We start from the raw sequence: 22,491 nt of genomic DNA on the forward strand, positions 1-22,491 counted from the left end.
AAACGGTACACCTGAAACTTTGGGCGATGATGATCCTCCCATATTGCCGCCTTTAATGTCTCGACCCTTGGAGTAAATCAATATGGGATTGCAGAAAATTTAAGAGAAAAAGATGATGGAATAAACACTAATTTCGGCCTTGTTAGATTAATTTGTCAAATTACCAAGTAAAAAAATATATATTGTATACATGGGCTAAAACAGTTGAATGTGAGGTGGTCTCTATGTTACTTTAAGTGTATAAACCAGTTAATGAATAGAGCAAAGGCGCTCATAAGAAATTTTGTGCTTGATTTAAGTGCAGTTTCTTAGGAGCGTCTTTTTTAACTAGTCAGAAAGTTGTTATGGTGAGAAGGGACCTTCCAGAAAGTATATAACGTAAAGTTATACCCGTAACAGCTTAATCGCTATGTTAAAGATTATGTAGGATATTTTGGCGGGAATTATGAGTAGATTTTAGATAAACCATTTTCTAAGTTAATTCTTTATAATACAAGACCTTATGGAAATCTTTATTGTGGTTGGTAAGGATTATGAACTATGACTGCAAACAAGATTTATATGGGATATAATAAGTCTAATAATGGCGATTTTAGTTCATATTTTTCACTTTGAGAAAGGAGAGCACCTCAATTGCATTTTTCAAAAGAAGATTGTCTAAAGTTTGTAAAGGAAAATGATGTTCGATTTATTCGTCTGCAGTTTACGGATATTGCCGGTAACATGAAGAACATTGCGATCACAGATAAACAGCTTGCCATTGCTTTCGAAAACGGAGTTATGTTTGACGGCTCAGCTGTGGCGGGATTCTCCGGTATTGAATCGTCTGATATGTTTCTTTTCCCAGATCCGGGTACCTTCTCAGTCATTCCTTGGAGGCCGCAACAGGGCAAGGTTGCAAGAATCATATGTGATATTAAAAATCATGACGGTTCTCAGTTTGAAGGAGATCCCCGCTATATTCTCAAACGAACCTTAAAGAAAGTGCAAGACTTAGGCTATACCTTCCAAGTTGGTCCGGAATGTGAGTTTTTTATGTTTTACAACGACGATGAAGGTCAGCCAACCACGATTACCCATGACTCGGCTAGCTATTGTGATCTGGCACCCATTGACCAGGGGGAAAACACCCGTCGGGAGATTTGCATGGTCTTAGAGGAAATGGGGTTTGAAATCGAAGCATCGCATCATGAGACAGCGGCGGGGCAACATGAAATTGATTTCAGATACACGGATGCTCTAACTGCGGCAGATAATATTATGACCTTTAAAATGGTAGTCAAGATCATTGCTCAACGAAATGGTCTGCATGCTACTTTTATGCCTAAACCGCTTCCCGGCGTCAATGGTTCGGGAATGCACATCAATATGTCATTGACCCAAAATGGTTCCAACCTCTTTAGCAGAGGCCCAGGCACCACCGATATATCTGAAACTGCAAAGTATTTTGCTGCAGGGCTATTGAGTCATATTAAAGGAATTACAGCCATCGCCAATCCCCTTGTAAACTCCTATAAACGATTGAAAGCGGGCTTTGAAGCTCCAGTGCATATCGCCTGGTCACATATGAACAGAAGTCCTTTACTGAGGGTTCCTGCACCTAGGGGAGAGGGGACAAGGCTCGAACTCAGAAGTCCTGATCCTACCTGTAATCCTTATTTAACCTTAGCGTTAGTACTGGAGGCAGGACTTGACGGTTTAAACAATCGTTTGCCGCTGGTTGATCCAATTAACGTTAATATTTACAATTTGACGCCTGAACAGGAGAAAGAACTTAATCTTGAACGGTTACCTTCAAATCTCTTGTTCGCTCTTGAAGAGATGAAGAAAGACCCTTTAATTCAATCGACACTTGGTGCGCATACGTTTAATAAATATTTAGCCACAAAGGCTTTGGAATGGGAAGCCTATGATAACTCCATTCATGCATGGGAGATTGATAAGTATCTGAAATCTTATTAACTGTCGTATCCCTGCTCAAAGGGGTGATTGTAGTGAGCGCAGGGAGTGTTTTAATCGTTTGTGGAAAGGCTGAAATGGCGAGCAGCATGCAAACGATGCTCATAAAAGAAGGTTTTTATCCGGTTAGCTGCGCTCATTCAGCCAGTGAAGCGCGCAGGAATTTCTTTAACACCGTATTAGATATAGTAATTATAAGTACTCCGCTGCCCGATGAACATGGTACAGATCTGGTCTTTGATGTTCACGAGAAAACATCTGCAGGAATAGTAGTAATCGCAAGGCCGGAACATCTGCTTGATATGCAATGCAGTCTTGAGAAAATTAATGCACTGATTCTGCCTAAGCCCATTAATCGCTTAACATTGTTGCAAACTGTTCGATTCGCCCTATCAGTACGAAATTCGATGGCCCAATTAATAACTGAGCGGGATAGTTTAAAGAAGCGGATGGATGAGCGTAAGATTGTTGAACAGGCGAAGTGGATGCTTGTGGAAAAACTAAATTTGAGCGAGCCTCAAGCCTTCCGCCTTATCCAGAAAAAAGCCATGGACTTGCGTCTTCCTCAGGTTCTGGTAGCGGAAGAGATTATAAAGAAGTACGAATAAGAGGGATACTTGGTTTTTGAGCCAGGTATCCCTTTTTATCCAATCGTAAGACTCGCATTTCTTCAAGTGGGAGTGGGCCCCCGTACTCTGCTGATTATTAAGTATCAGTGAAAAAACATTGGATCTCTTGTGTTGAAATATCTGAAATTAATTGTAATCCGGGTTTCCCGGGGGTAATATTATAGACCTTTATCACATTTCTCAAATTTGATTTTTCTGGAATCATATCCACTGTAGTTTCAGCGAAGTTTTTTAGCAGATCTAACTGATAAATTGTTTCATTTTTTTCTGGAAAAAGGGCCAGATAAAAAATCTCGCTTTCGATCATGTCTTGAAAAAAATGAGTTCCAAACGATACGTCCGGGAGGAATCCAGTGTTATGGTAGCCGATCTCGCCTAAAATAGAAACATGATTGAATTCCGCAAAAGCAACGGGAACTCCCAATGAAGGGATACGCGATCCCCACCTTCCGGGACCTAGGAGCAGAACAGTCGTTATCTCTTTATTGATTTGCTGATTGAGCCTGCCAACGATTCTGGCAACCTCGTATTTGTCAGATTGGCTTAGCAGGTTATAAGCATGTGGCTCGACAATTATTACTTTATGGATATTTGTATATATGTTGCCACCCATAAAGCAACCCTTGCTTTTAAAAAGAACTTGGTTTAATGGAAGTGCTTCAGGGAATTCTATACGTTTTTTAAACCCCTGAACTTGTAAGGGTCTGCATTGTAAGAGATTAATCTGATAGTTGCCATTGCTATTGAAGTTCACTGTGAACTCAATATCAACCGGATGACGATAGGCGGATTCGAGGGTTTTGAGAAGTTTAGAAAAGGTTAAAGGGAAATCCGTGTGTGAAAAGAATGGATTAAAACTAAAAACCCAGGATTCTTTGCGTTTTAGCCCGAGTTGTTGGATTTTTTGTTCAGTTTCATGATCTCGTTCGGCGATCATTGTTTGATGCAAGTCGATCGGTTGATCCATCAGTTCTTGAATTGAAAGACATTCTTGCCGATTACGACGGATGTTTAGTACATCAATTTTTTGCTGTGAATAGGCCTTAAAACTTCTCAGTCCGTCATATGGGATACATTGGGGCCGATCTAAGGCGGCAATTCTAGCATAATCTCCTTCTAGGCGATTCACAGCCCTGGTACCCAGCCCGACCACAAGTCGTATCATACCAGCGTTTGGATTTATCTGAGGGTCCCAAACGTACGTGTTGTAGGAGAATCCTACCCCTGCGATATCCGGGAAAAAGTAGTCCTGCTTATTAGATCCGGAAACCCTTTGGACAAGGAGGGCCATTTGCTCTTCTGAATTGCTAAGATCATGCTTTTCCCTATAAGTTAAGGCCTCTTCGCTTAGAGTGCTGGCAAAGACTTCTCGAACGGCCTTAGTAAAGCGCTGATAGCGTTCATCCAGGGTACCCTGATTAATACAAAAGATACTTTCGTATTTACCCGGAAAGGCATTTCCAAAACCATCTTCTAAAAGACTGCTGGAGCGTACAATAATTGGGGATTGACCGAAGTATTCCAGCATCCTGAGGAATTTGTGTTTTATTGCCTCATTAAATTGTCCTTGGAGAATTTTCTCTCTGAGGTTTAAGGCTGTTCCCAGACTTTCTTGGGGGGCTCGTCGTTGTTCCATTTTAAGTTTCCATAAATTATTATCAACCAGATAAGAGTAATAAACATCTGAGCCAATATAAAATGAATCATGAGGTTCTAGTTTGCTGCTCCATGTTTCAGATGCTTGAATTAGAATTTTCCGTGCCAGAAGCATTCCGACAGCTTTACCACCGATAAATCCGGAACCAATTAAACGTGACTTTACGGACAATATATCTTGAAGGGAAAAATGCACCGAAATCAATTCGAGAATCCTCTCATCGCGGGTCAAGAATATTTTAGATAATTGATTAATGTGCTCTGTTATTTGATTTTTAGTTAATGGGGAGGCTCGGAGTTCTCCGGCCCTTATAAATAGACGGTCCCAATAATCAAGATCTCTTTCAGGGTTTTCATCATTTTCGCCGAGTTTAGAATAGAGCGCAGCAACATCCCCACTGCTGGTTACAGGTATAAATCGGTCTCCATGAACAAGATGAGGCAGGAATAATGTCGGTGTGTAACGATTCCAGACTTTCAGAGGATACACATAGGTTTTAGCGTCAACTTGAAAAATATCAAATAAGACCTGAGTTGTATCACGAATGACTGCTGTGGTATGGAAGGAGTTATGATTTTTAAAAGTTGCAAAATATGCAATAGTATTTAGCTCATAAAGATAGGGACAAGTAACCTTGAAGAAATTTCCAATCATTGAATCAGTAGCCCAACGATCTAGAAGCTCAGATAAGCAGTCGAAAATATAGAATACATCTCGTCCTTCGAGAGTAATCTTCTCATGGATTTGGGAACAAAACTCTTCAAATCCGTTATCGGCATTGACTGGGAAAACCTCAATACTGTCATTATTTATGAGCGGATCGTGCTGTGTAAAGCGAATATAGATTATCTTTTTTGATGAATCAATATTCGCTTGGATAAATGCAGTGACGAACCTCTTATATACTTCAAGGTTTCTAACTTCAAAAACAACATTATCCCCCATTCTCAAATGTTGAATGACGTTATCCAAAGAAGTAAAGCCAGTAGTTACAGTTTGAGGCTTTTCCATTTCAAATACCTCCTTTTGTAATTAATGAGCTAGGACATTTTAACAGGTGCAAATAAAAAACGGCGCATTAGAAATACTCGTTTGTTCGAGTGATTTCAAAGCGCCATTGCTTTGCTTATGATCGCCCTAAGGCGAGAACCAAAATCCTTGTTATATTTATAATAGTATCTCAAGATTAAACTTTAATGCAAGAGCTAAATGCTAATAAAACAAAAAAATAAATAGCATCACCATAATAAGGGGAAATTAAAGACGATCAGAAACACTTCGAGAAACTTCATCCAAGCTTTAGGCAGGGGATTATTGCAGGCATAGAGAAGTATAGCACTTATTAAGATCGACAAACTATACGTACCTTTATGGAACTACAGCGATTTGTTAATCTACCTTTGTTGAGAGATTAGCAGAGACTGCATTGATTACTCTCTAGAATTTAAAGAAGGAATTTTACAATCGGATCAGGAATAAGTCATTCTCAGTGAAAACTGGTAAGATGAAATTAAAAAATCATTCTGGGAGGTGATGGAATATGGAGATAATAGTTGGGGTTTCAGGGGCAACGGGAATAATTTACGCGATTAATTTATTAAGGGCCTTGAAAGACAGAGATAACCTGAATACTCATCTTATTATAAGTGACTGGGCCAAAGAAAATTTAAAAATAGAAACGAATTATTCCTTAGAAGAGGTAGAAAGTTTAGCCACGGTTGTCTATGATAATAAGAACTTAGGGGCAAAAACCTCGAGTGGTTCCTTCATTACAGATGGAATGGTTATTGTGCCTTGCAGTATGAAAACTTTAAGTTCGATTGCCAATGGTTATGATGATAATCTGATTTCTCGAACAGCAGGTGTCATGATCAAGGAAAGAAGAAAGCTAATACTTAGTCCTAGAGAGACTCCTCTAAGTGCTATCCATATTGAAAATATGCTGAAGTTATCAAGGATTGGAGTTAGAATGGTTCCGCCCATGCCAGCTTTTTATAATCATCCGCAAAGTATCGAAGATATGATCGATCATCATGTCATGAAGATTCTGGACCAACTTGGAATTAACGTTGATAGAGCTAAGCGATGGCAGGGGTACTAGAAGATATTCAAAAAGCCCGCGAAAGTTTTCAGAAAGCACTTATGAAATATAGATAGGACAATGAAGAATGGGGAAGACATAAAAACAAATAAAAAATAGAAAATAAAAAGGAAAGACTTGACAGGATAAGAGGAATCGATTAGAATCTAGATAATCAAAAACACACTTAACACGATGAAAGGAAGTCCCCAGCTCATAGAGTTTAGAGAACTGACGGTTGGTGCAAGTCAGTCTGCTGAGTTGAAGGATTCCATCCTGGAGTGGCCAATGAAGAATTGTGACGGGTTCCGCCCGATAAAGCGGACATAAGTTGGCCGATTCGGCAACATGGGTGGCAACGCGGGAATAACCTCTCGTCCCTATTTGGGACAAGGGGTTTTTATATTTTTAAGCGTTTGTTTTCATGTACCTATAATCGGTTAAAACTTGGGTGGCACCGCGGAATTCCCGCCCCAATACTGGGGTGGGTTTTGTTTTTCTCTTGTCAACCAATATTAACCATTTTATTTATAATTTTAAAAAGGAGGAATATTCTATAAGCAATTACTATTAATGGTCCTAATCCTGGTTCCATGAAATTAGGAGTTACCAGATTCTTTGTGATGGATTTAAATACATAGAAAAAAAGGGAGGAATTTAAATGTCAAGAGTTTACAATTTTGCTGCAGGTCCTGCTGTGTTACCGGAAGAAGTGCTTAAAGAGGCAGCAGGGGAGATGCTAGACTATAACGGCACAGGAATGTCGGTTATGGAGATGAGTCATCGTTCAAAAGCTTTCGAACAAATAATTACTGACGCAGAAAAAACATTGAGAGATTTGATGAACATTCCGGATAATTACAAGGTTTTATTTCTTCAAGGAGGAGCATCCCAACAGTTTGCCATGATTCCCATGAATTTAATGAAAAATAGAGTAGCTGATCACATTAATACGGGACAATGGGCAAAAAAAGCGATTGCTGAAGGAAAACTATTTGGGAAGATCAATGTTATTGCTTCCTCTGAAGATAAGATGTTTTCATATATACCGGATTTAAGAGACTTAAAGATATCTGACGATGCGGACTATGTGTATATCTGTCATAACAATACGATCTATGGAACGAAATACAATCAATTACCTGAAACAGGAGACAAGATCTTAGTCGCTGACATGTCCTCTGATATATTATCTGAACCAGTAGATGTAACAAACTATGGTCTTATTTTTGCTGGTGTTCAGAAAAATATTGGACCTGCAGGCGTAGTGGTAGTCATCATTCGCGAAGACTTAATCACGGAGGATGTTTTGCTAGGAACCCCCACAATGTTACGGTATAAGGTGCATGCAGATAACAAATCCCTTTATAATACCCCTCCAGCCTATGGAATCTATATTTGCGGTAAGGTATTTAAGTGGGTTCAGAATCTTGGCGGACTTGAGGCTATGAAGAAAATTAATTTGGAAAAGGCCTCAATCTTATATGATTACCTTGATTCCAGTAAGCTGTTTCGAGGTACGGTTGTTAAGAAGGATCGCTCTTTAATGAATATACCTTTTGTTACAGGCTCTGATGAAATGGATGCTAAGTTTATTAAGGAAGCTAAAGCAGCTGGATTTGAAAGCTTAAAGGGACATAGAACTGTTGGCGGTATGAGAGCAAGTATATACAATGCGATGCCAACTAAAGGCGTCAAGTTGTTGGTTGAATTCATGAAGAAATTTGAAGCTGAGAACAAAATCTGATCACATCTGATGACGCCTGACGCATAAGTGGAACTCCACTAAGACAATAAAACGTTAAAAATGCGAAAAGATTTCGGGACATCGGGCAAATAAATATTAGGGGTGGATAATTATGTTTAAAATTAATTGTTTGAATCCTGTTGCTAATGTGGGCTTAGACCTATTTACTAAGCATTATGAAATGGTTGATCAATTTAATGATGCCAATGCAGTACTGGTAAGGAGTTCAAGTGTCCATGAGTTAGAGTTACCCCATTCGTTAGACGCTATTGCAAGAGCTGGTGCTGGAGTTAACAATATTCCTCTGGAAAAATGTGCTGAAAATGGAGTCGTAGTCTTCAATACTCCTGGCGCCAATGCCAATGGAGTTAAAGAGATTGTAATTGCGACACTGATTATCGCTTCACGTGACATTTTTGGAGGAGTTAACTGGGTCAATTCCTGTAAAGAAGATCCAGAGGTTGCTAAACTAGTTGAGAAGAATAAATCAAAGTTTGCTGGGACCGAAATAAAAGGGAAAAAACTAGGGGTCATAGGACTTGGAGCGATTGGGGTTTTAGTTGCTAATGCCTTGAATAAGCTGGATATGGAGGTCTATGGATTTGACCCGTTTATTTCTGTCGATGCGGCCTGGAAGCTTTCAAAATTTATCAAGCAGGCTAAGTCTTTAGAAGAAATCTATAGAGAATGTGATTTTATTACGGTTCATGTGCCTTTAACGGATTCAACCAAAGGAATGTTTAACAGAGAAACCTTTGAGATGATGAAGGACGGAGTTAAAATATTAAATTTTTCAAGGGATTCTTTAGTCATTGATGAGGATATTGTTGAAGCTTTGAAGTCTGGAAAAGTCGGCAGATATGTGACGGATTTTCCTAATCCCAAGGTGTGCGGAGTTGAAGGGGTCATTACCGTTCCTCATTTAGGCGCTTCAACGAGTGAATCAGAAGATAACTGTGCAATTATGGCAGTAAAGCAACTAATGGACTACCTTGAAAACGGGAATATCAAAAACTCAGTCAATTACCCAACTTGCGATATGGGAGTATGTAATCAAGCTGGACGTATTGCCATTAATCATAGAAATATACCGAACATGCTCAGCCAATTCACATCAACGTTCGCTAAAGAAAATATTAATATTCCCGACATGATTAATAAAAGCAAAGGAAAGTATGCTTATACTGTACTCGATATTGAATCCCCTTCGACCCCTGAATTAGCAAAGAAAATCAGAGAAATTGACGGGGTATTAAAAGTTAGAATCATTAAGTAGGCTAAGTGAGATTAACTTGATGGAGCGGAGGAAGAGCATTGGCTACTATTAGACCTTTTGATTCGCTAAGACCCAGGGCAGATGTTGCAAGTAAAGTGGCAGCACTTCCTTATGATGTTTATAATCGTCAAGAAGCTTTAGAGGAAGTATTAAAGGAACCTTTATCTTTCTTAAAAATTGATAGGGCAGAAACTCAGTTTGATATGGACTTTAATCCTTATGATGTTATGGTCTACGAGAAAGCGAGAGATACTCTTCAGGACATGATAGAGGAAGGTATATTCATTAAGGAAGGGCAAAACTGCTATTATGTCTATGAACTAACGATGGATGGCCGTTCCCAGACCGGTATAGTGGGATGTGCAGCCATTGATGACTACCTGGATAATGTAATAAAAAAGCATGAGAAAACGAGAGAGGACAAAGAGGTTGACAGAATAAACCATGTCGATGTTTGTGATGCTCAAACAGGACCAATATTTTTAGCCTATCGGTCTCAGAAGATTATTAATGAACTGGTAAATAAGGTGAAAAATAATACACCATTATACGGTTTTGTTGCTCCAGATGGGGTCAGGCATTATGTGTGGAAAATAGATAATCCAAGTGATGTTGAAGCAATATATAATGAATTCAAGAAGATAAATAGCATTTATATTGCAGATGGGCATCATAGAACAGCTTCAGCCGTAAAAGTCGGACTAAAGAGGAGAGCGGAACATCCGGGATATACAGGAGAAGAGGAATTTAATTTCTTCCTTTCTGTGCTTTTTCCACACGACCAATTAATGATTTTAGACTACAATCGTGTAGTGAAAGATTTAAATGGTTATGGCAAAGAAGAATTTTTGACTAAAATATCTAAAGATTTTTTAGTTGAAGAGATGGGAGCCGAACCCTATAAACCGATAGAAAAGGCCACATTTGGAATGTACTTAGAAGGAGCTTGGTATAAGCTAACGGCAAAAAACGAGATCCGTTCAACGGACCCCGTATATGGGCTGGATGTATCATTGCTTCAAAATCATTTACTAACTTCAGTGCTCGATATCAAAGACATAAGAACTGATAAAAGAATAGATTTTGTTGGTGGAATAAGGGGGCTGAAGGAACTTGAAAAACGAGTTAACAGTGATATGAAGCTTGCATTTTCGATGTTTCCGACTTCAATCAATGAATTATTTGAAGTATCTGATGCCGGTCAATTGATGCCGCCAAAGTCGACTTGGTTTGAACCCAAACTAAGAAGCGGGCTATTTATTCATGAGTTAAGCTAGGGCATTCAAAGACTATAAAAAAACTTTAGGAACTCATGTATAAAACTAAATAAAACAGGTTATGCTATGTTTTGAGATGAACTTCATGGCAAATTCAGACTGATTGACAAGTTATATTACCGCCTTGGCATTGATTACAATCGCTACAGCCTTATTGGCTTGGTCCAAATCCTAAGTAGAACGTGAATAAGTCATCCAACAGAGTTCGGGTTGCCGGGCTCTGTTTTTTATTTCATTTTCTTTATGGCTGTAACTTCAAGTTATATAACTTTAACCTCGCGTAAAGAATATATAGCAACTAGCTTAACTAGAATTACTCTAAAAAGGTAATGAATAGGTTCCGAAAATATGGAAATAAACCTCGCATAAAATAGTTGACAAAATAATTGGGCGTGTTATAATAAAGTTCAATTAAATCTTTAAAGGCTAAGACGGAGAAAAGTAGTCTGTTTATTACCTTTCAGGGAGGAAGAGTCTCGACTGTAAGCTCTTCTATGTGTAGTGATAGATGAAGTTCCCTCCCGAGCTGCCGGCTGAACGAAATCAAGTAGGCTAGGACGGTTCTTCACCGTTAACAGGAAGGGGGTATCGGATTATTAATTCCCGTACCTTTGTCGAGTGGCCTTTTTGGCTTAAGTTGGGTGGTAACGCGAGATATAACTTCTCGTCCCTGCATGGGATGAGAAGTTTTTTATTTTAAGTGACCTTACGGAATTCGACAAATACGAGTTTTTGATATACCTGTACCTTTAGTTGAGAGGACCGATTTTGGTCAAAATGGGTGGTAACGCGGAAGTCCACGGCTTTCGTCCCTGTAAATGGGATGTGCCGTGGACTTTTTTAATTAAAATTTGAAGGAGGGCTATTATTATGAAAGATTTAAAATTAGCAGGGCTAAAGGCTGAACGCAGTGCTATTGAGGTTAATGGGGTAACGATAGGAGGCAAAGAAATTATCCTTATAGGTGGACCCTGTGCAGTTGAGTCAAGTATTCAGATGAGGCAATCCGCTGAAACAGTAAAAAAGGCGGGAGGAAAAATCCTGCGTGGCGGGGTTTTCAAACCACGTACTTCCCCCTATAGTTTTCAAGGCTTGGGTCGAGAGGGACTTAATTATTTAGTGCAAGCCGCTCGAGAACAAGATTTGCTTTGCGTTACTGAAGCCATTGATGTTGCAAGTCTTGAGTTAGTAGCAGAGCAGGTTGACATCATCCAAATCGGTGCTAGGAATATGCAAAACTTTGAGCTTCTGAAAATGGCCGGTAAAATCAACAAACCGATTATCCTTAAAAGGGGTTTATCAGCTACGATAGAAGAATGGCTCTTAGCTGCAGAATATATTTTATCCGCAGGCAATCCTCGTGTTATCCTTTGTGAAAGGGGAATTCGCACGTATGAACCCAGTACACGCAACACCTTAGATCTTAGTGCAGTCGGGGTCGCTAAAGAGCTTTCTCATCTGCCGGTTATAGTCGATCCGAGTCATGCTGCAGGCAGAAGAGATTTGATTTCGTCCCTGTCTAAGGCAGCACTTGCATCTGGTGCGGATGGTTTGTTGATCGAAATGCACCCAAATCCGGCAGAGGCGGTAAGTGATGGACCTCAATCATTGCATCCTGAACAATTTGTTCAGCTGGCAGGAGAATTGGGTGTTGTGGCTGAAGCAGTGAATAGAGTCTTCGCTTGCAGCCGGAAAAATGAGGAGGAGACCCTTGAATCTCTGCGTAATGAAATTGACGACATTGATCATACAATTATCGAACGGTTAGCAGCTCGAATGCAAATAGTGAGCAAAGTTGCGGATAAGAAACGTTTGGATAGGGTGAAGGATAATACTCGAGAAAAGGAAGTTATGCAAAGGCTTACTAGTCTGGGCGATGAACTAAAGCTCCCTTCAGAATTAGTAAAGAAAATCTACCCAATAATCTTTGAAGTGGCAGTTCAATCCCAAATCAAACGGAAATTGGTAAGTGAAAAAGAAATGGACCGTTCACTTGCTTCAAGGTAAATGATAATTTAGATGTTCAGAATTTATCAATTTTCAGTATTATAGTTGACAAAACTAATAACATTGTTATAATCAATACAATTAGTTTTTACTCCTTAAAAAATTTGTGGCAATGGTGCCGTTGGAGATCTAGGAATCACTAGACCTTCAACGGCACTTTTTATTTATATATTTAGTGTAAGGGTTTTTGGCTAAAGTTTTACTAAAAGTCTCTGGATACAACCTAACTTTAGCGTGATTTATTTGATTTATAGTGATAAAATAGGGCTTGTTATTAGTCATACTTATTACCTATTACTTGTTGCTGGTTTAAATCCACATTTATTCAGGCTTATCTGAGGTTCATCCTCTCATAAGAAACTGACGAGTGAACTCGTTCAGCTAAAGCTGAACATCGTGACTTCGGTGACACCCACTTGAAGAAGTGGGAGTCTCGGAATTGATTAAACTTAGAGAGGTGCTTTATGCCGCATATTCCAAAGCTTGATAACGAACAACTGTCATCAAAAGCTCATAAAATCTTGTTAGCAATGCTCCGTGAAGGCGCTTTTGATCAGTCGGGGAAATTGCCTCCTGAAGAAATTTTAGCCCAAAAGTTAGGGATCAGTCGGTCGGTGGTTCGTGATGTTTTGGCTGCTTTTGAAAGTGAGGGATTTATCACCCGGCGAAGGGGAATTGGAACGATTATTAACAAGCATGTTTTAAAAGTCACTTCTCGCTTAGACCTGGAAAAGGAGTTCCTTGAAGAGGTGGCTGATTGTGGATATACCCCTTCGGTAGGTTTTGTGACCCCTTCGGTAATCAAAGCGGATGAAGAGGCTGCAGAGCGTCTCGAAATCCCGGTGGGGGAAGAACTTATTGTCGTAGAACGGCTTATATTAGCCAATGGACAGCCTGCTATCTATTGTATCGATCATCTATCGTCAAGTTTGATTATCGATAACAATTATTCACTAAACGATTTAAAACCTCCAATTTTTAGTTTTCTGGAACAATATTGTCACTGTTCCGTCCAAATGGATTTGACGAAGATAGCACCTTATTTGACGGATGATCATCTGGCAGAAATCCTTAACATTTCTCAAGGCACTCCCATCTTATATCTTGATGAACTCGGCTATGATATCCACCAAAAACCCGTTCTATGGTCAAAGGAGTATTATGCCCCAGGAATCTTTAAATTCACAGTACTAAGAAGAAAGATTTGAGGTGTCGTCAATGAAAGAAAGCGTTGAATCTCTTGCTCAAGAGCTTAGAGTGGCCTCTGGTATAGAACAGGCCGACTTGCACATTACTAATTTGCAAATCGTCGATGTCTTCACGGAAACAGTTTTCCCCGGTTCAATGGTAGTTAAGAACGGGAAAATTGTAGCTATTAACCCCACGTGGGAAGTGAAAGCCAATAATACGTTTGATGCTGAAGGGAGATATGCTGTACCGGGTTTTATGGATGCTCACGTTCATATAGAACCGACCTTGTTAACACCGCAGGCTTTGTCCAGTGTTATTGTACCTTGGGGGACAACAGTAATGTTTGTTGATGCTATGGAAATTGCCAATGTTGCCGGACTTTCAGGTCTGCAAGCATTGCTGAGCAATATTGAAGAGTTGCCTTATAGGATTTTTTTAGAGGTATCCTCTAGAGTGCCCACCGCACCAGGTTTAGAGACTACCGGAGGGGAATTAGGCCTAGTGGAGGTCGCAGAACTTTTAAAATTAGATATTTCTTCTAGCTTAGGCGAGTTGGATCCCTCAAAGATTTTAGGTATTCGAGAAGAGTATTTGGCTAAGATCTTGAGTGCAAGGGCCCAGGGAAAAATAGCGAATGGGCATGCGATAGGACTTAATTGGGATCAATTAAACGTTTATGCTGCTGCAGGGCTTTCTGATGATCACGAATCTGTCACTTATGATGAACTTTTTGAACGCTTGCGTTTGGGAATTAAAGCACTAATACGTGAAGGAAGCACTGAGCGTAATGTTGAAGCTTTGGTCAAGGGAGTTCTTGAAAACCATGTGCCGACGGAAAACTTAATGTTTTGCACGGATGACAAACATGTTATTGATATAGCCAGTGAGGGACATATCAGTTATAACATTCAAAAGAGTATCGATTTGGGCTTGGAACCCATCACTGCGATCAAGATGGCGACGATCAACATAGCTAAACATTTTCGTTTAGATCATTTGTTGGGCGCCTTAACTCCCGGGCGGTATGCAGACTTTGTGTTACTGGATAGTTTGGATAAGATCAAACCAGTTTATGTTTTTAAAGATGGAAAAATTGTGGCGGAATCTGGAAAGCTCAGGCAGGAATTTTCAGGCAACGGATTTCCGGAATTTCTAAATTCAACGGTTAAGCTGTCACCTAAGTTAAGCCCCGAAGACTTTGCTGTTTTGGCAGAGGGCGAACGTGCAAAAGTTCAAGTCATTAATCTCTATCCGGATCAAATCATCAATTTTGCAACTCAGGAGTGGTTAGAGATTTCTAGTGGCGAAGTTAAACCTTTCATAGATAAGGACATTTTAAAATTGGCTGTGGTCGAACGGTACGGAAAGAATGGCAGAGTTGGGGTAACCTTTGTTAGAGGTTTTAATCTTAAGTCCGGCGCACTGGCATCTTCGGTTTCGCATGACCATCATAACCTTGTGATTGTCGGTACCAATGATGAGGATATGTATCTGGCCGCACAAGAGATCGCAAGAAATCAAGGAGGGCTAGTTGCTGTGCAAAACGGTCAGGTTCTGGGTGTGTTGCCTTTGCCCATAGGAGGGCTCATGAGTCCACTTTCCGCTGATCTTGTTATGCAGCAACTTAATAGTATGAATGAGTTTGCGATCGGTCTGGGATGTGACTTGCCCGCACCATTTATGACGTTATCCTTTATTTCGTTACCCACTGTACCTGAGCTTGGATTAACGGATTATGGCTTGATTGATGTGCTTAAGCACAAAGTAATTCCATCTGTTCTTGAAATTATATAGTGAGGGATAAAGAGATGTCGCATGCATCAGGTTGTTCGGTTCCTAGAGTGGATGCTCTGGAAAAAGTAACTGGAAAGGCAGTTTACCCCAGTGATTATTCCTTTCCTGATATGTTGCACTTAAGAATAGTAAGAGCTACTGAAGCACATGCCCGGATTAAAAAGATCGATACCGATTCCTGCCTTGGTATTGAGGGGGTGTATTGCTTTAGTGCGGCGGATGTGCAAGAAAATTTATTTGGAAATATAATCAAGGATCAGCCGCTTTTTGTGAAGGATAAAGTTCGATTCTACGGAGAGCCTATCGCCTTGATTGCTGCAGATACTCCAGAAAAAGCAGATCGATACGCAGAATTAGTTCGGGTAGAGTATGAGCCTCTCCCGGTGATCAATAATCTTAAGGAAGCATCAGAGGCTAACTGCAGTCCATCAGTTCACGACAAGGGAAATCTCTTGTTGCACCTGCCGTTTCGCAAAGGAGAGGTCGAAGAGGCCTTTAGTCAGAGTTTTTTAGTTATAGAAGATACGTTTACCGTCCCGGTCGTTGACCATGCCTACTTAGAGATGGAGGCTGGAGTTTCTTACTTAGATGAAACAGGAGTTTTGAATATTATTGCAGGTACCCAAAATCCTTTCTGTGATAGAGAGGAAATTGCACGGTGCTTAGATATTCCCCTTGATAAAATACGGATGCGTACTGCTACAATCGGAGGCGGATTTGGAGGCAAGGATGGCAATACGGTTCAGCTTTTTCTAGCTCTAGTGACTTGGCAAACGAAGCGTGCAGCCCGACTGGTATTCACTAGGGAAGAATCTCTCAGCACTTCTTATAAAAGGCATGCAGCCAAGATAGAGGTTAAGCTGGGTTTAGACTCTGCGGGTTTGATTAAAGCCTATCAAGCTGTCCTTCAATATGACACAGGCGCCTATGCAGCTCTGGGGCCAGCAGTTTTAGGTTTGGGAGTTGAACATGCATCCGGTCCCTATGTGATTCCGAATGTTCAGATTGACGGATATCTATATTACACAAATAAACCCCCGGCAAGTGCTATGAGAGGGTTCGGTGTCCCTCAAGCGGCTTTCGCAGTTGAAACCTTACTTAACCGAGCGGCAAAAATTCTTGGTCTGGATCCTATTAAACTGAGATGGCAAAATGCCTTGTTCAAGGGAGCAGAAGGTAGCCTCGGTCAAAAAATGGAACACACGGTTGGGCTTAAAGATGCTTTAGAACTGCTAGAGAACTCCTGGCTTTGGCGGGAACGAGTTCAGAACACAGATCCAACGATTGGCTATGGAATGGCAGCTGGTTATCTGAGCTGTGGATTGGGTAAAGGGATACCCGATTCGGCTAAAGTAGAGATAGAAGCTTTTCAAGATGGAACATATGACGTGAGAATTGGAACTGTGGAAATAGGTCAAGGAAGCAGCACGTTATTTGCTCAATTAGCGGCTGAGAAGTTAAACGTTCCCAAGGAACGAATCCGACTCATTATGGGAGACACGGCTCTTACTTATGACAGTGGTTCGACGGCAGCATCACGTACATCATATATATGTGGCAATGCTCTCTTGAAAGCTGTTGACGATTTAAAGAGGCAAAAAAAGATAGGGGTTCTTAATCCGATAGGAATTGGGGAAGCTGTCTTTCCAGAGGAGAGACAGTTGGACCTAGGCATTGGCTGGCCCCATAGTATGTACACTTTCATTGCACAGGCGGCCAAGGTCAGAGTTAACAGATTGACGGGCGAAATAGAACTCCTTGATGTCTTTGCAGTGACTGAGGCAGGCAGAGTGATCAATCCAGTTGCTCTCGAAGGCCAAATACACGGTGGTGTGGTAATGGGAGTGGGATATGCTCTCACAGAGCAACTAGATTTCCGGCAGGGAAAACCCCAACAGACCAGTTTGTCAACATATCTGCTCCCTACCAGCTTAGATTCACCGAATATTGAGGCAGTTAGTGTTTCAGCATATGAAGAATCAGGTCCGCTGGGATTAAAAGGGGCGGCTGAAGTAGGAACGATTGTGATTTCCCCGGCTATAGCAGCTGCAGTCAATGAGGTTATTGAACTGCCAATTTGTGAACTGCCGATTTCACGTCAAAGAATTACAGACTATCTATCAAACACAGCAAAGGTGGTGGTTACGGGGGGGAACTAGCAAAAGAGAGTGTATAGTAACTAAAATCTAGAAAAAATGAGGAGGACCTAAAATGAAAAAGAAAGCCAGTTTATTACTAGCCATAATGCTAGTCTTTGCACTACTGATGTCTGGATGTGGAGCTAAATCCTCACCTGCGGAAGCGACAGGAGACAAGAATGCAGTTAAACCATTAAAAGTAGCTTTAATCCTTCCGGGTAAAGTTGATGATGTTTCTTGGAATCAAGCAATGCATGAAGGCATGAAAGAGTTAGAAAAAGATTATGCCGGAAAAATTGAAGTTACTTACTCCGAAAATGTCTACGAGGTATCCAATATTGAGCCAGCTTTACGAGAGTTTGCTTCTCAAGGATACGATTTGGTTATTGGACACGGTTTTCAATTCCAGGAGCCTATTATTAAAGTGGCAGGCGAATTTCCTAAAGTGAAGTTTGCGTTAGGAACAGGATTTAAGACATTAGCTAATACCGCAATCTACGATGTTCAGTTGGAAGACGGGGGTTACCTGATGGGAACTCTGGCCGGACTTCTAACCAAGACCAACAAGATTGGGGTTGTGGGCGGAGCAGATGTCTCCGAAATTTATCGAGGACATGAAGCCTATAAGTATGCTGCTAAAAAAGTTAACCCAAGTATTCAAATTCAAGAACTCTACACTGGTGACTGGCGAGATGCGGCTAAGGCTAAAGAAGGTGCTATCTCTATGTTTGATTCAGGTGCAGACCTTATCTGGCATTCTGGGGATGGGATCGGTCTAGGCGTTGTTGACGCTGGCAAAGAGAAAAATAAACTTGTCTTAGGAAATGTTGCAGATCAAAATGTCTTAGCGCCAAACAATGTGTTGTCAGGAATTGTTTACAACTGGAACCCAGTCCTCAAGCAAATTGTCGACGATATTTTAAACAACAACTTTGAGAATCGTGAAGACAAGCATTATTGGTTGACTGTGGCTAATGGAGGGGTAACAGTAGCGTCTTTCCATGGCTTAGATAGCCAAGTTTCTGCTGAAGTAAAGGAAAAACTCGAACAAGTTAAAAAGGATTTTGCGGATAAGAAAATAGAAATGCCTAAGTTCGATAAATAAGTAACGGATGCAAGAACGAGTTCAAGAAAGAGAACCATCCTCGAAGGTAAGTTCGGGATGGTTCTCGAACACGCACCGCAATTTGCAAAAAAAGAACACGCTGTTATCGTTTAGGAGGTGAGAAATTTGCAAGAGCTAGCAGTAGAGATGAGTAATATTATGAAAGTCTTTAAGGGAGTTGTCGCCAATGACAGTGTGGATTTCCAGCTAAAAAGGGCTTCGATCAATGGTCTGTTAGGAGAAAATGGGGCAGGGAAAACGACACTTATGAATATCTTGTTTGGCCTCTATCAGCCAGAAAACGGGACGATTTCTGTGAACGGTACTCAGGTCGTCATAGATAGTCCATCGAAAGCTATGAGCTTGGGCATTGGAATGGTCCACCAACATTTTATGCTTGTTCGGCCCATGACTGTTACAGAAAATATCATGTTAGGCCTGCCTTCAAAGCGGTGGCCGTTCTTAGATACTGCTAAAGTTGAGCGTGAGTTAGTAGAACTCTCACGTCGATATAACCTTCAAGTCGATCCTAAAGCCAGAGTATGGCAACTTTCCGTTGGTGAACAGCAGAGGGTTGAAATCCTCTCTGCCCTTTATCGCGGCACGGAAATCCTAATCTTAGATGAACCGACGGCAGTTTTGACGCCTCAGGAAGCAAATCACCTCTTTGAAGTTTTGAGGATCATGCGGACAGATGGGAAATCAATCATTTTAATCAGTCATAAGTTAGAGGAAGTCCTAACGATTGCCAATGAAGTTACTGTCCTGCGAGATGGCCGGTTGGTAGGCCAAGCACAAGTTACTGCGGAAACAACTAAGCGCGACTTAACTAACATGATGGTCGGTCGGGATGTGTTGTTCAAGTTTGATAACCAGGATTCAGCCCTAGGTAAGATTAAGTTGGTTGCTGAAGGGCTTAGCGCAAAGAATGACAAAGGGCTGATGGCTTTAAATAAAATAAGTATTACCTTGCATGCAGGAGAAGTATTGGGGATTGCTGGTGTTGATGGGAATGGTCAAAAAGAACTCTGTGAAGTTTTAACGGGTTTAAGACCTTTGCTGTCGGGCCAGGTAATCCTTAATGGCCGGGACCTCACAGGGGAAAATCCAAAAGAGTTTATTAAGACGGGTATCGCCCATATTCCCGAAGACCGTCACAAAACCGGGTTGGCGATGAACTTTCCTCTTAGTAAAAACTTCATTCTCAAAGAGTTTGACAGCCCGAATTTTTCACGGCGAGGATTCCTGAATTTTAAAGCGATAAGGGAAAATGCTGAGTTGCGCATGGACGAGTATAAAATTAAAGCTAAGGAACACAGCGTCAAGGCGAAGGACCTTTCGGGGGGGAATCAGCAGAAAGTTATTCTGGCTCGTGAACTAAGCTCCAGACCGGAAATTATCATTGCCAATCAACCTACAAGAGGTTTAGATATTGGAGCTACTGAGTATGTAAGACAGAAACTTCTTGAAGAAAAAGGCAAAGGGGTTGGAGTGTTATTGATCTCGGCGGATCTTGAGGAGGTCAGGCAGCTGGCTGATCGCATTGCCGTAATTTATGAAGGGCAGATTATGGGAGTTCTCGATAGATCGGCTAGTATTGAACAGATCGGACTCTTAATGGCGGGTGTTAAGGGGGAAGGGGTGGAAGCATGCTGAAAGTTTGGACTGTAACAAAACGAATCTTGGTCAGTATTCTTCCCTCGGTAGTCGCGGTTGCCTTAGCTTTTGGTGTGGGTGCGCTTTTACTTCTTGTAGCAGGAAAGCATCCAGGCGAAGCCTTTTCGACTTTATTTATGGGCGCTCTAGGTTCCCCAAATCGCATAGCTGAAACGTTGGTAAGGGCTGTTCCTTTGATGATTTTGGCTTTAGGTATTTCAATTGCCTTTAAGAGCCAAATTTGGAACATTGGCGGAGATGGTCAGTTTATGATGGGTGCAACCTGTGCGGTATTCGTAGGTCTTAACCTTAATTTAGCGCCTGTGCTTTTATGGCCAGTTACCTTTTTGGCAGCTTTTTTAGGAGGGGGCTTGTGGGGAGGGTTAGCAGGGTTAATGCGTGCCAAGTTTAATGCTAATGAAGTTATAACAACCTTGATGCTTAACTATATTGCTATGCATCTCTTATCATGGCTGATCAGAGGACCGATGATGGATCCCAATGGACAGGGTTTTCCACAAACTGCCCTGCTTGCGCAACCTTTGCAGTTGCCCATTCTTTTTGGTGGGACTAGATTGCATTTTGGCTTAATTATTGGCTTGCTAATCATGGCGGCAGGATATTTCTTTTGGCGAACGACTGTTGGTCTGAAAATTGAGCTGGTAGGGGAAAGCGAACATGTTGCGCGGTACTGCGGTATACAGGTACCGAGAACGATCATTTTGACCATGTTTATTTCAGCAGGCCTTGCTGGAATTGCCGGATGGAATGAAGTATTTGGAGTGCAATACCGGTTATTAGATGATATTTCATCGGGCTTTGGCAACTTGGCTATCGTCGTGGCTCTGCTTGGAAATTTGCACCCCTTGGGCATTGTTATCTCCGCATTTTTTTTCGCTGCCTTAATGGTCGGTGGCAATACGATGCAACTTATGGTAGGGATTCCATTTTCTTTGGTAACCGTTATTCAGGGTTTAGTGATCATCTTTGTGATTAGCCGGGTGGTTTACACTCAATGGAGGGATGGACTTGCAATCAGACGTTTTAACAGTAGGGTTTCTGGTCAGTCTTCTGGCAGGAGCCATTAGACTAAGTATTCCAATTCTCTTGCCTGCCTTAGGAGAGATTTTTACCCAGCGCTCGGGGATACTTAACCTTGGGTTAGAGGGGATTATGTTAATGGGCGCCCTAGGAGGCTTTGCCGGAACGTTTTTTACGCACAATTTGTGGTTCGGTCTATTGTGTGCGGTGTTTGTCGGGGTACTATTTTCCCTAATTATGGCCTTTCTTAGTATTACGGTTAAAGCAAATCAGGTTATCGCAGGAACCGCCTTGACAATCTTAGGAACGGGTCTATCTGCATTTTTATTTCGGGCGATTTTCGGTATTCAAAAACTTCCTCCCCAGGTAGAGTCGTTTCAACCTCTCAAGTTTCCTATCCTCACGGATATACCGGTTCTGGGACCGATTTTCTTTAACCACAATATTTTAGTTTATCTAACCTTAGTTTTAGTTATTGTTACAGCGGTTGTTCTAGAGAAAACGACCTTTGGCTTAAAGGTTCGGGCGGTAGGAGAGAATCCAAAAGCTGCTGACGCTAAAGGGATTCATGTTCAGTTAGTTCGTTATATTTGCGTAGCGATTGGCGGCGCATACGCCGGACTGGGAGGGGCTTTTCTTTCGATTGGTTTCATGAGTACTTTTCTTGATCGGATGGTTTCCGGAAGGGGTTTTATTGCCGTGGCCGTTGTCATCTTCGCCAGGTGGAATCCTTACCGTGCCTTAGCTGCTGCGCTCTTGTTTGGCGGGGCAGATGCTTTGCAAATGAGATTACAGGCTATAGGAGTACCTATTCCTCACCAGTTTCTGCTGGCCTTGCCGTATGTCTTAACGATTCTAGTGCTAGTAAGTGTATCTAAGAAAGCAGAATTCCCAGCAGCCTATACTCTTCCTTATACTAGGGCCGAACGCTAAG

The 22,491-nt window shown here is 41.3% G+C and carries 15 protein-coding genes and 1 other annotated feature; of the genes, 14 read left to right on the forward strand and 1 reads right to left on the reverse strand.

The annotated features are described in order from the left end of the window. Positions 1-633: 633 nt before the first annotated feature. Positions 634-1,962, forward strand: a complete 1,329-nt coding sequence (gene glnA / locus M8E35_RS05465) for a type I glutamate--ammonia ligase (RefSeq protein ID WP_252467788.1) — start codon at positions 634-636, stop codon at positions 1,960-1,962. 32 nt (positions 1,963-1,994) lie between these two features. Continuing rightward, on the forward strand, positions 1,995-2,567 hold the full coding sequence (locus M8E35_RS05470) for an ANTAR domain-containing response regulator (RefSeq protein ID WP_252467789.1): 573 nt from the start codon (positions 1,995-1,997) through the stop codon (positions 2,565-2,567). Between the two features lie 97 nt (positions 2,568-2,664). Here M8E35_RS05470 and M8E35_RS05475 read toward each other — a convergent pair whose 3' ends face one another. After that, positions 2,665-5,256: a PEP/pyruvate-binding domain-containing protein gene (locus M8E35_RS05475; protein WP_252467790.1), complete on the reverse strand. Its 2,592-nt coding sequence runs from the start codon at positions 5,254-5,256 to the stop codon at positions 2,665-2,667. A 529-nt stretch (positions 5,257-5,785) separates the two neighbouring features. Between M8E35_RS05475 and M8E35_RS05480 the strand changes: the two genes are divergently transcribed. From M8E35_RS05480 to M8E35_RS05535, 12 genes are all read left to right on the forward strand, one after another. Beyond that, positions 5,786-6,346 carry a UbiX family flavin prenyltransferase gene (locus M8E35_RS05480; RefSeq protein ID WP_252467792.1) on the forward strand — a complete coding sequence of 187 codons (561 nt, stop codon included), beginning with the start codon at positions 5,786-5,788 and terminating at the stop codon, positions 6,344-6,346. A 640-nt stretch (positions 6,347-6,986) separates the two neighbouring features. Beyond that, on the forward strand, positions 6,987-8,072 hold the full coding sequence (gene serC / locus M8E35_RS05485; RefSeq protein WP_252467794.1) for a 3-phosphoserine/phosphohydroxythreonine transaminase: 1,086 nt from the start codon (positions 6,987-6,989) through the stop codon (positions 8,070-8,072). A gap of 112 nt (positions 8,073-8,184) precedes the next feature. After that, on the forward strand, positions 8,185-9,348 hold the full coding sequence (locus M8E35_RS05490; RefSeq protein WP_252467796.1) for a phosphoglycerate dehydrogenase: 1,164 nt from the start codon (positions 8,185-8,187) through the stop codon (positions 9,346-9,348). A gap of 38 nt (positions 9,349-9,386) precedes the next feature. Beyond that, positions 9,387-10,625 (forward strand): DUF1015 domain-containing protein, encoded by a 1,239-nt coding sequence (locus M8E35_RS05495; protein ID WP_252467797.1) that lies wholly within the window; start codon positions 9,387-9,389, stop codon positions 10,623-10,625. Positions 10,626-11,044: 419 nt separating this feature from the next. Next, positions 11,045-11,300 (forward strand) — a binding site (T-box leader). A 195-nt stretch (positions 11,301-11,495) separates the two neighbouring features. Next, a complete protein-coding gene (locus M8E35_RS05500) occupies positions 11,496-12,632 on the forward strand; it encodes a bifunctional 3-deoxy-7-phosphoheptulonate synthase/chorismate mutase (protein ID WP_252467798.1) in 1,137 nt (378 codons plus the stop codon). A gap of 464 nt (positions 12,633-13,096) precedes the next feature. Then, complete coding sequence (locus M8E35_RS05505; RefSeq protein ID WP_252467799.1) at positions 13,097-13,840, forward strand: GntR family transcriptional regulator; 744 nt, start codon at positions 13,097-13,099, stop codon at positions 13,838-13,840. Positions 13,841-13,850: 10 nt separating this feature from the next. After that, a complete protein-coding gene (ade, locus tag M8E35_RS05510; RefSeq protein WP_252467800.1) occupies positions 13,851-15,617 on the forward strand; it encodes an adenine deaminase in 1,767 nt (588 codons plus the stop codon). 14 nt (positions 15,618-15,631) lie between these two features. Beyond that, positions 15,632-17,776 carry a xanthine dehydrogenase family protein molybdopterin-binding subunit gene (locus M8E35_RS05515; RefSeq protein ID WP_252467801.1) on the forward strand — a complete coding sequence of 715 codons (2,145 nt, stop codon included), beginning with the start codon at positions 15,632-15,634 and terminating at the stop codon, positions 17,774-17,776. A gap of 52 nt (positions 17,777-17,828) precedes the next feature. Next, complete coding sequence (locus tag M8E35_RS05520) at positions 17,829-18,860, forward strand: BMP family protein (RefSeq protein ID WP_252467802.1); 1,032 nt, start codon at positions 17,829-17,831, stop codon at positions 18,858-18,860. A gap of 117 nt (positions 18,861-18,977) precedes the next feature. Next, positions 18,978-20,516, forward strand: coding sequence for an ABC transporter ATP-binding protein (locus tag M8E35_RS05525; RefSeq protein ID WP_373887421.1), 1,539 nt, complete (start codon positions 18,978-18,980; stop codon positions 20,514-20,516). Further along, the gene (locus M8E35_RS05530) at positions 20,510-21,604 is read left to right on the forward strand and encodes an ABC transporter permease (RefSeq protein ID WP_252467804.1); all 1,095 of its coding nucleotides are present in this window, start codon (positions 20,510-20,512) and stop codon (positions 21,602-21,604) included. The genes M8E35_RS05525 and M8E35_RS05530 overlap by 7 nt, the downstream gene beginning before the upstream one ends. Then, a complete protein-coding gene (locus M8E35_RS05535; RefSeq protein ID WP_252467805.1) occupies positions 21,540-22,490 on the forward strand; it encodes an ABC transporter permease in 951 nt (316 codons plus the stop codon). The genes M8E35_RS05530 and M8E35_RS05535 overlap by 65 nt, the downstream gene beginning before the upstream one ends. Position 22,491: the final 1 nt, after the last annotated feature.

This window comes from Desulfosporosinus nitroreducens (assembly GCF_023897015.1).
GTDB lineage: Bacteria > Bacillota > Desulfitobacteriia > Desulfitobacteriales > Desulfitobacteriaceae > Desulfosporosinus > Desulfosporosinus nitroreducens.

Bases quoted from the DNA above. Each gene is read 5' to 3' on its own strand.
- M8E35_RS05500 (WP_252467798.1), top strand. From the start codon at position 11,496: ATGAAAGATTTAAAATTAGCAGGGCTAAAGGCTGAACGCAGTGCTATT.
- serC (WP_252467794.1), top strand. From the start codon at position 6,987: ATGTCAAGAGTTTACAATTTTGCTGCAGGTCCTGCTGTGTTACCGGAA.
- M8E35_RS05490 (WP_252467796.1), top strand. From the start codon at position 8,185: ATGTTTAAAATTAATTGTTTGAATCCTGTTGCTAATGTGGGCTTAGAC.
- M8E35_RS05530 (WP_252467804.1), top strand. From the start codon at position 20,510: ATGCTGAAAGTTTGGACTGTAACAAAACGAATCTTGGTCAGTATTCTT.
- M8E35_RS05475 (WP_252467790.1), bottom strand. From the start codon at position 5,256: ATGGAAAAGCCTCAAACTGTAACTACTGGCTTTACTTCTTTGGATAAC.
- M8E35_RS05515 (WP_252467801.1), top strand. From the start codon at position 15,632: ATGTCGCATGCATCAGGTTGTTCGGTTCCTAGAGTGGATGCTCTGGAA.
- M8E35_RS05535 (WP_252467805.1), top strand. From the start codon at position 21,540: ATGGACTTGCAATCAGACGTTTTAACAGTAGGGTTTCTGGTCAGTCTT.
- M8E35_RS05480 (WP_252467792.1), top strand. From the start codon at position 5,786: ATGGAGATAATAGTTGGGGTTTCAGGGGCAACGGGAATAATTTACGCG.
- M8E35_RS05520 (WP_252467802.1), top strand. From the start codon at position 17,829: ATGAAAAAGAAAGCCAGTTTATTACTAGCCATAATGCTAGTCTTTGCA.
- ade (WP_252467800.1), top strand. From the start codon at position 13,851: ATGAAAGAAAGCGTTGAATCTCTTGCTCAAGAGCTTAGAGTGGCCTCT.
- M8E35_RS05505 (WP_252467799.1), top strand. From the start codon at position 13,097: ATGCCGCATATTCCAAAGCTTGATAACGAACAACTGTCATCAAAAGCT.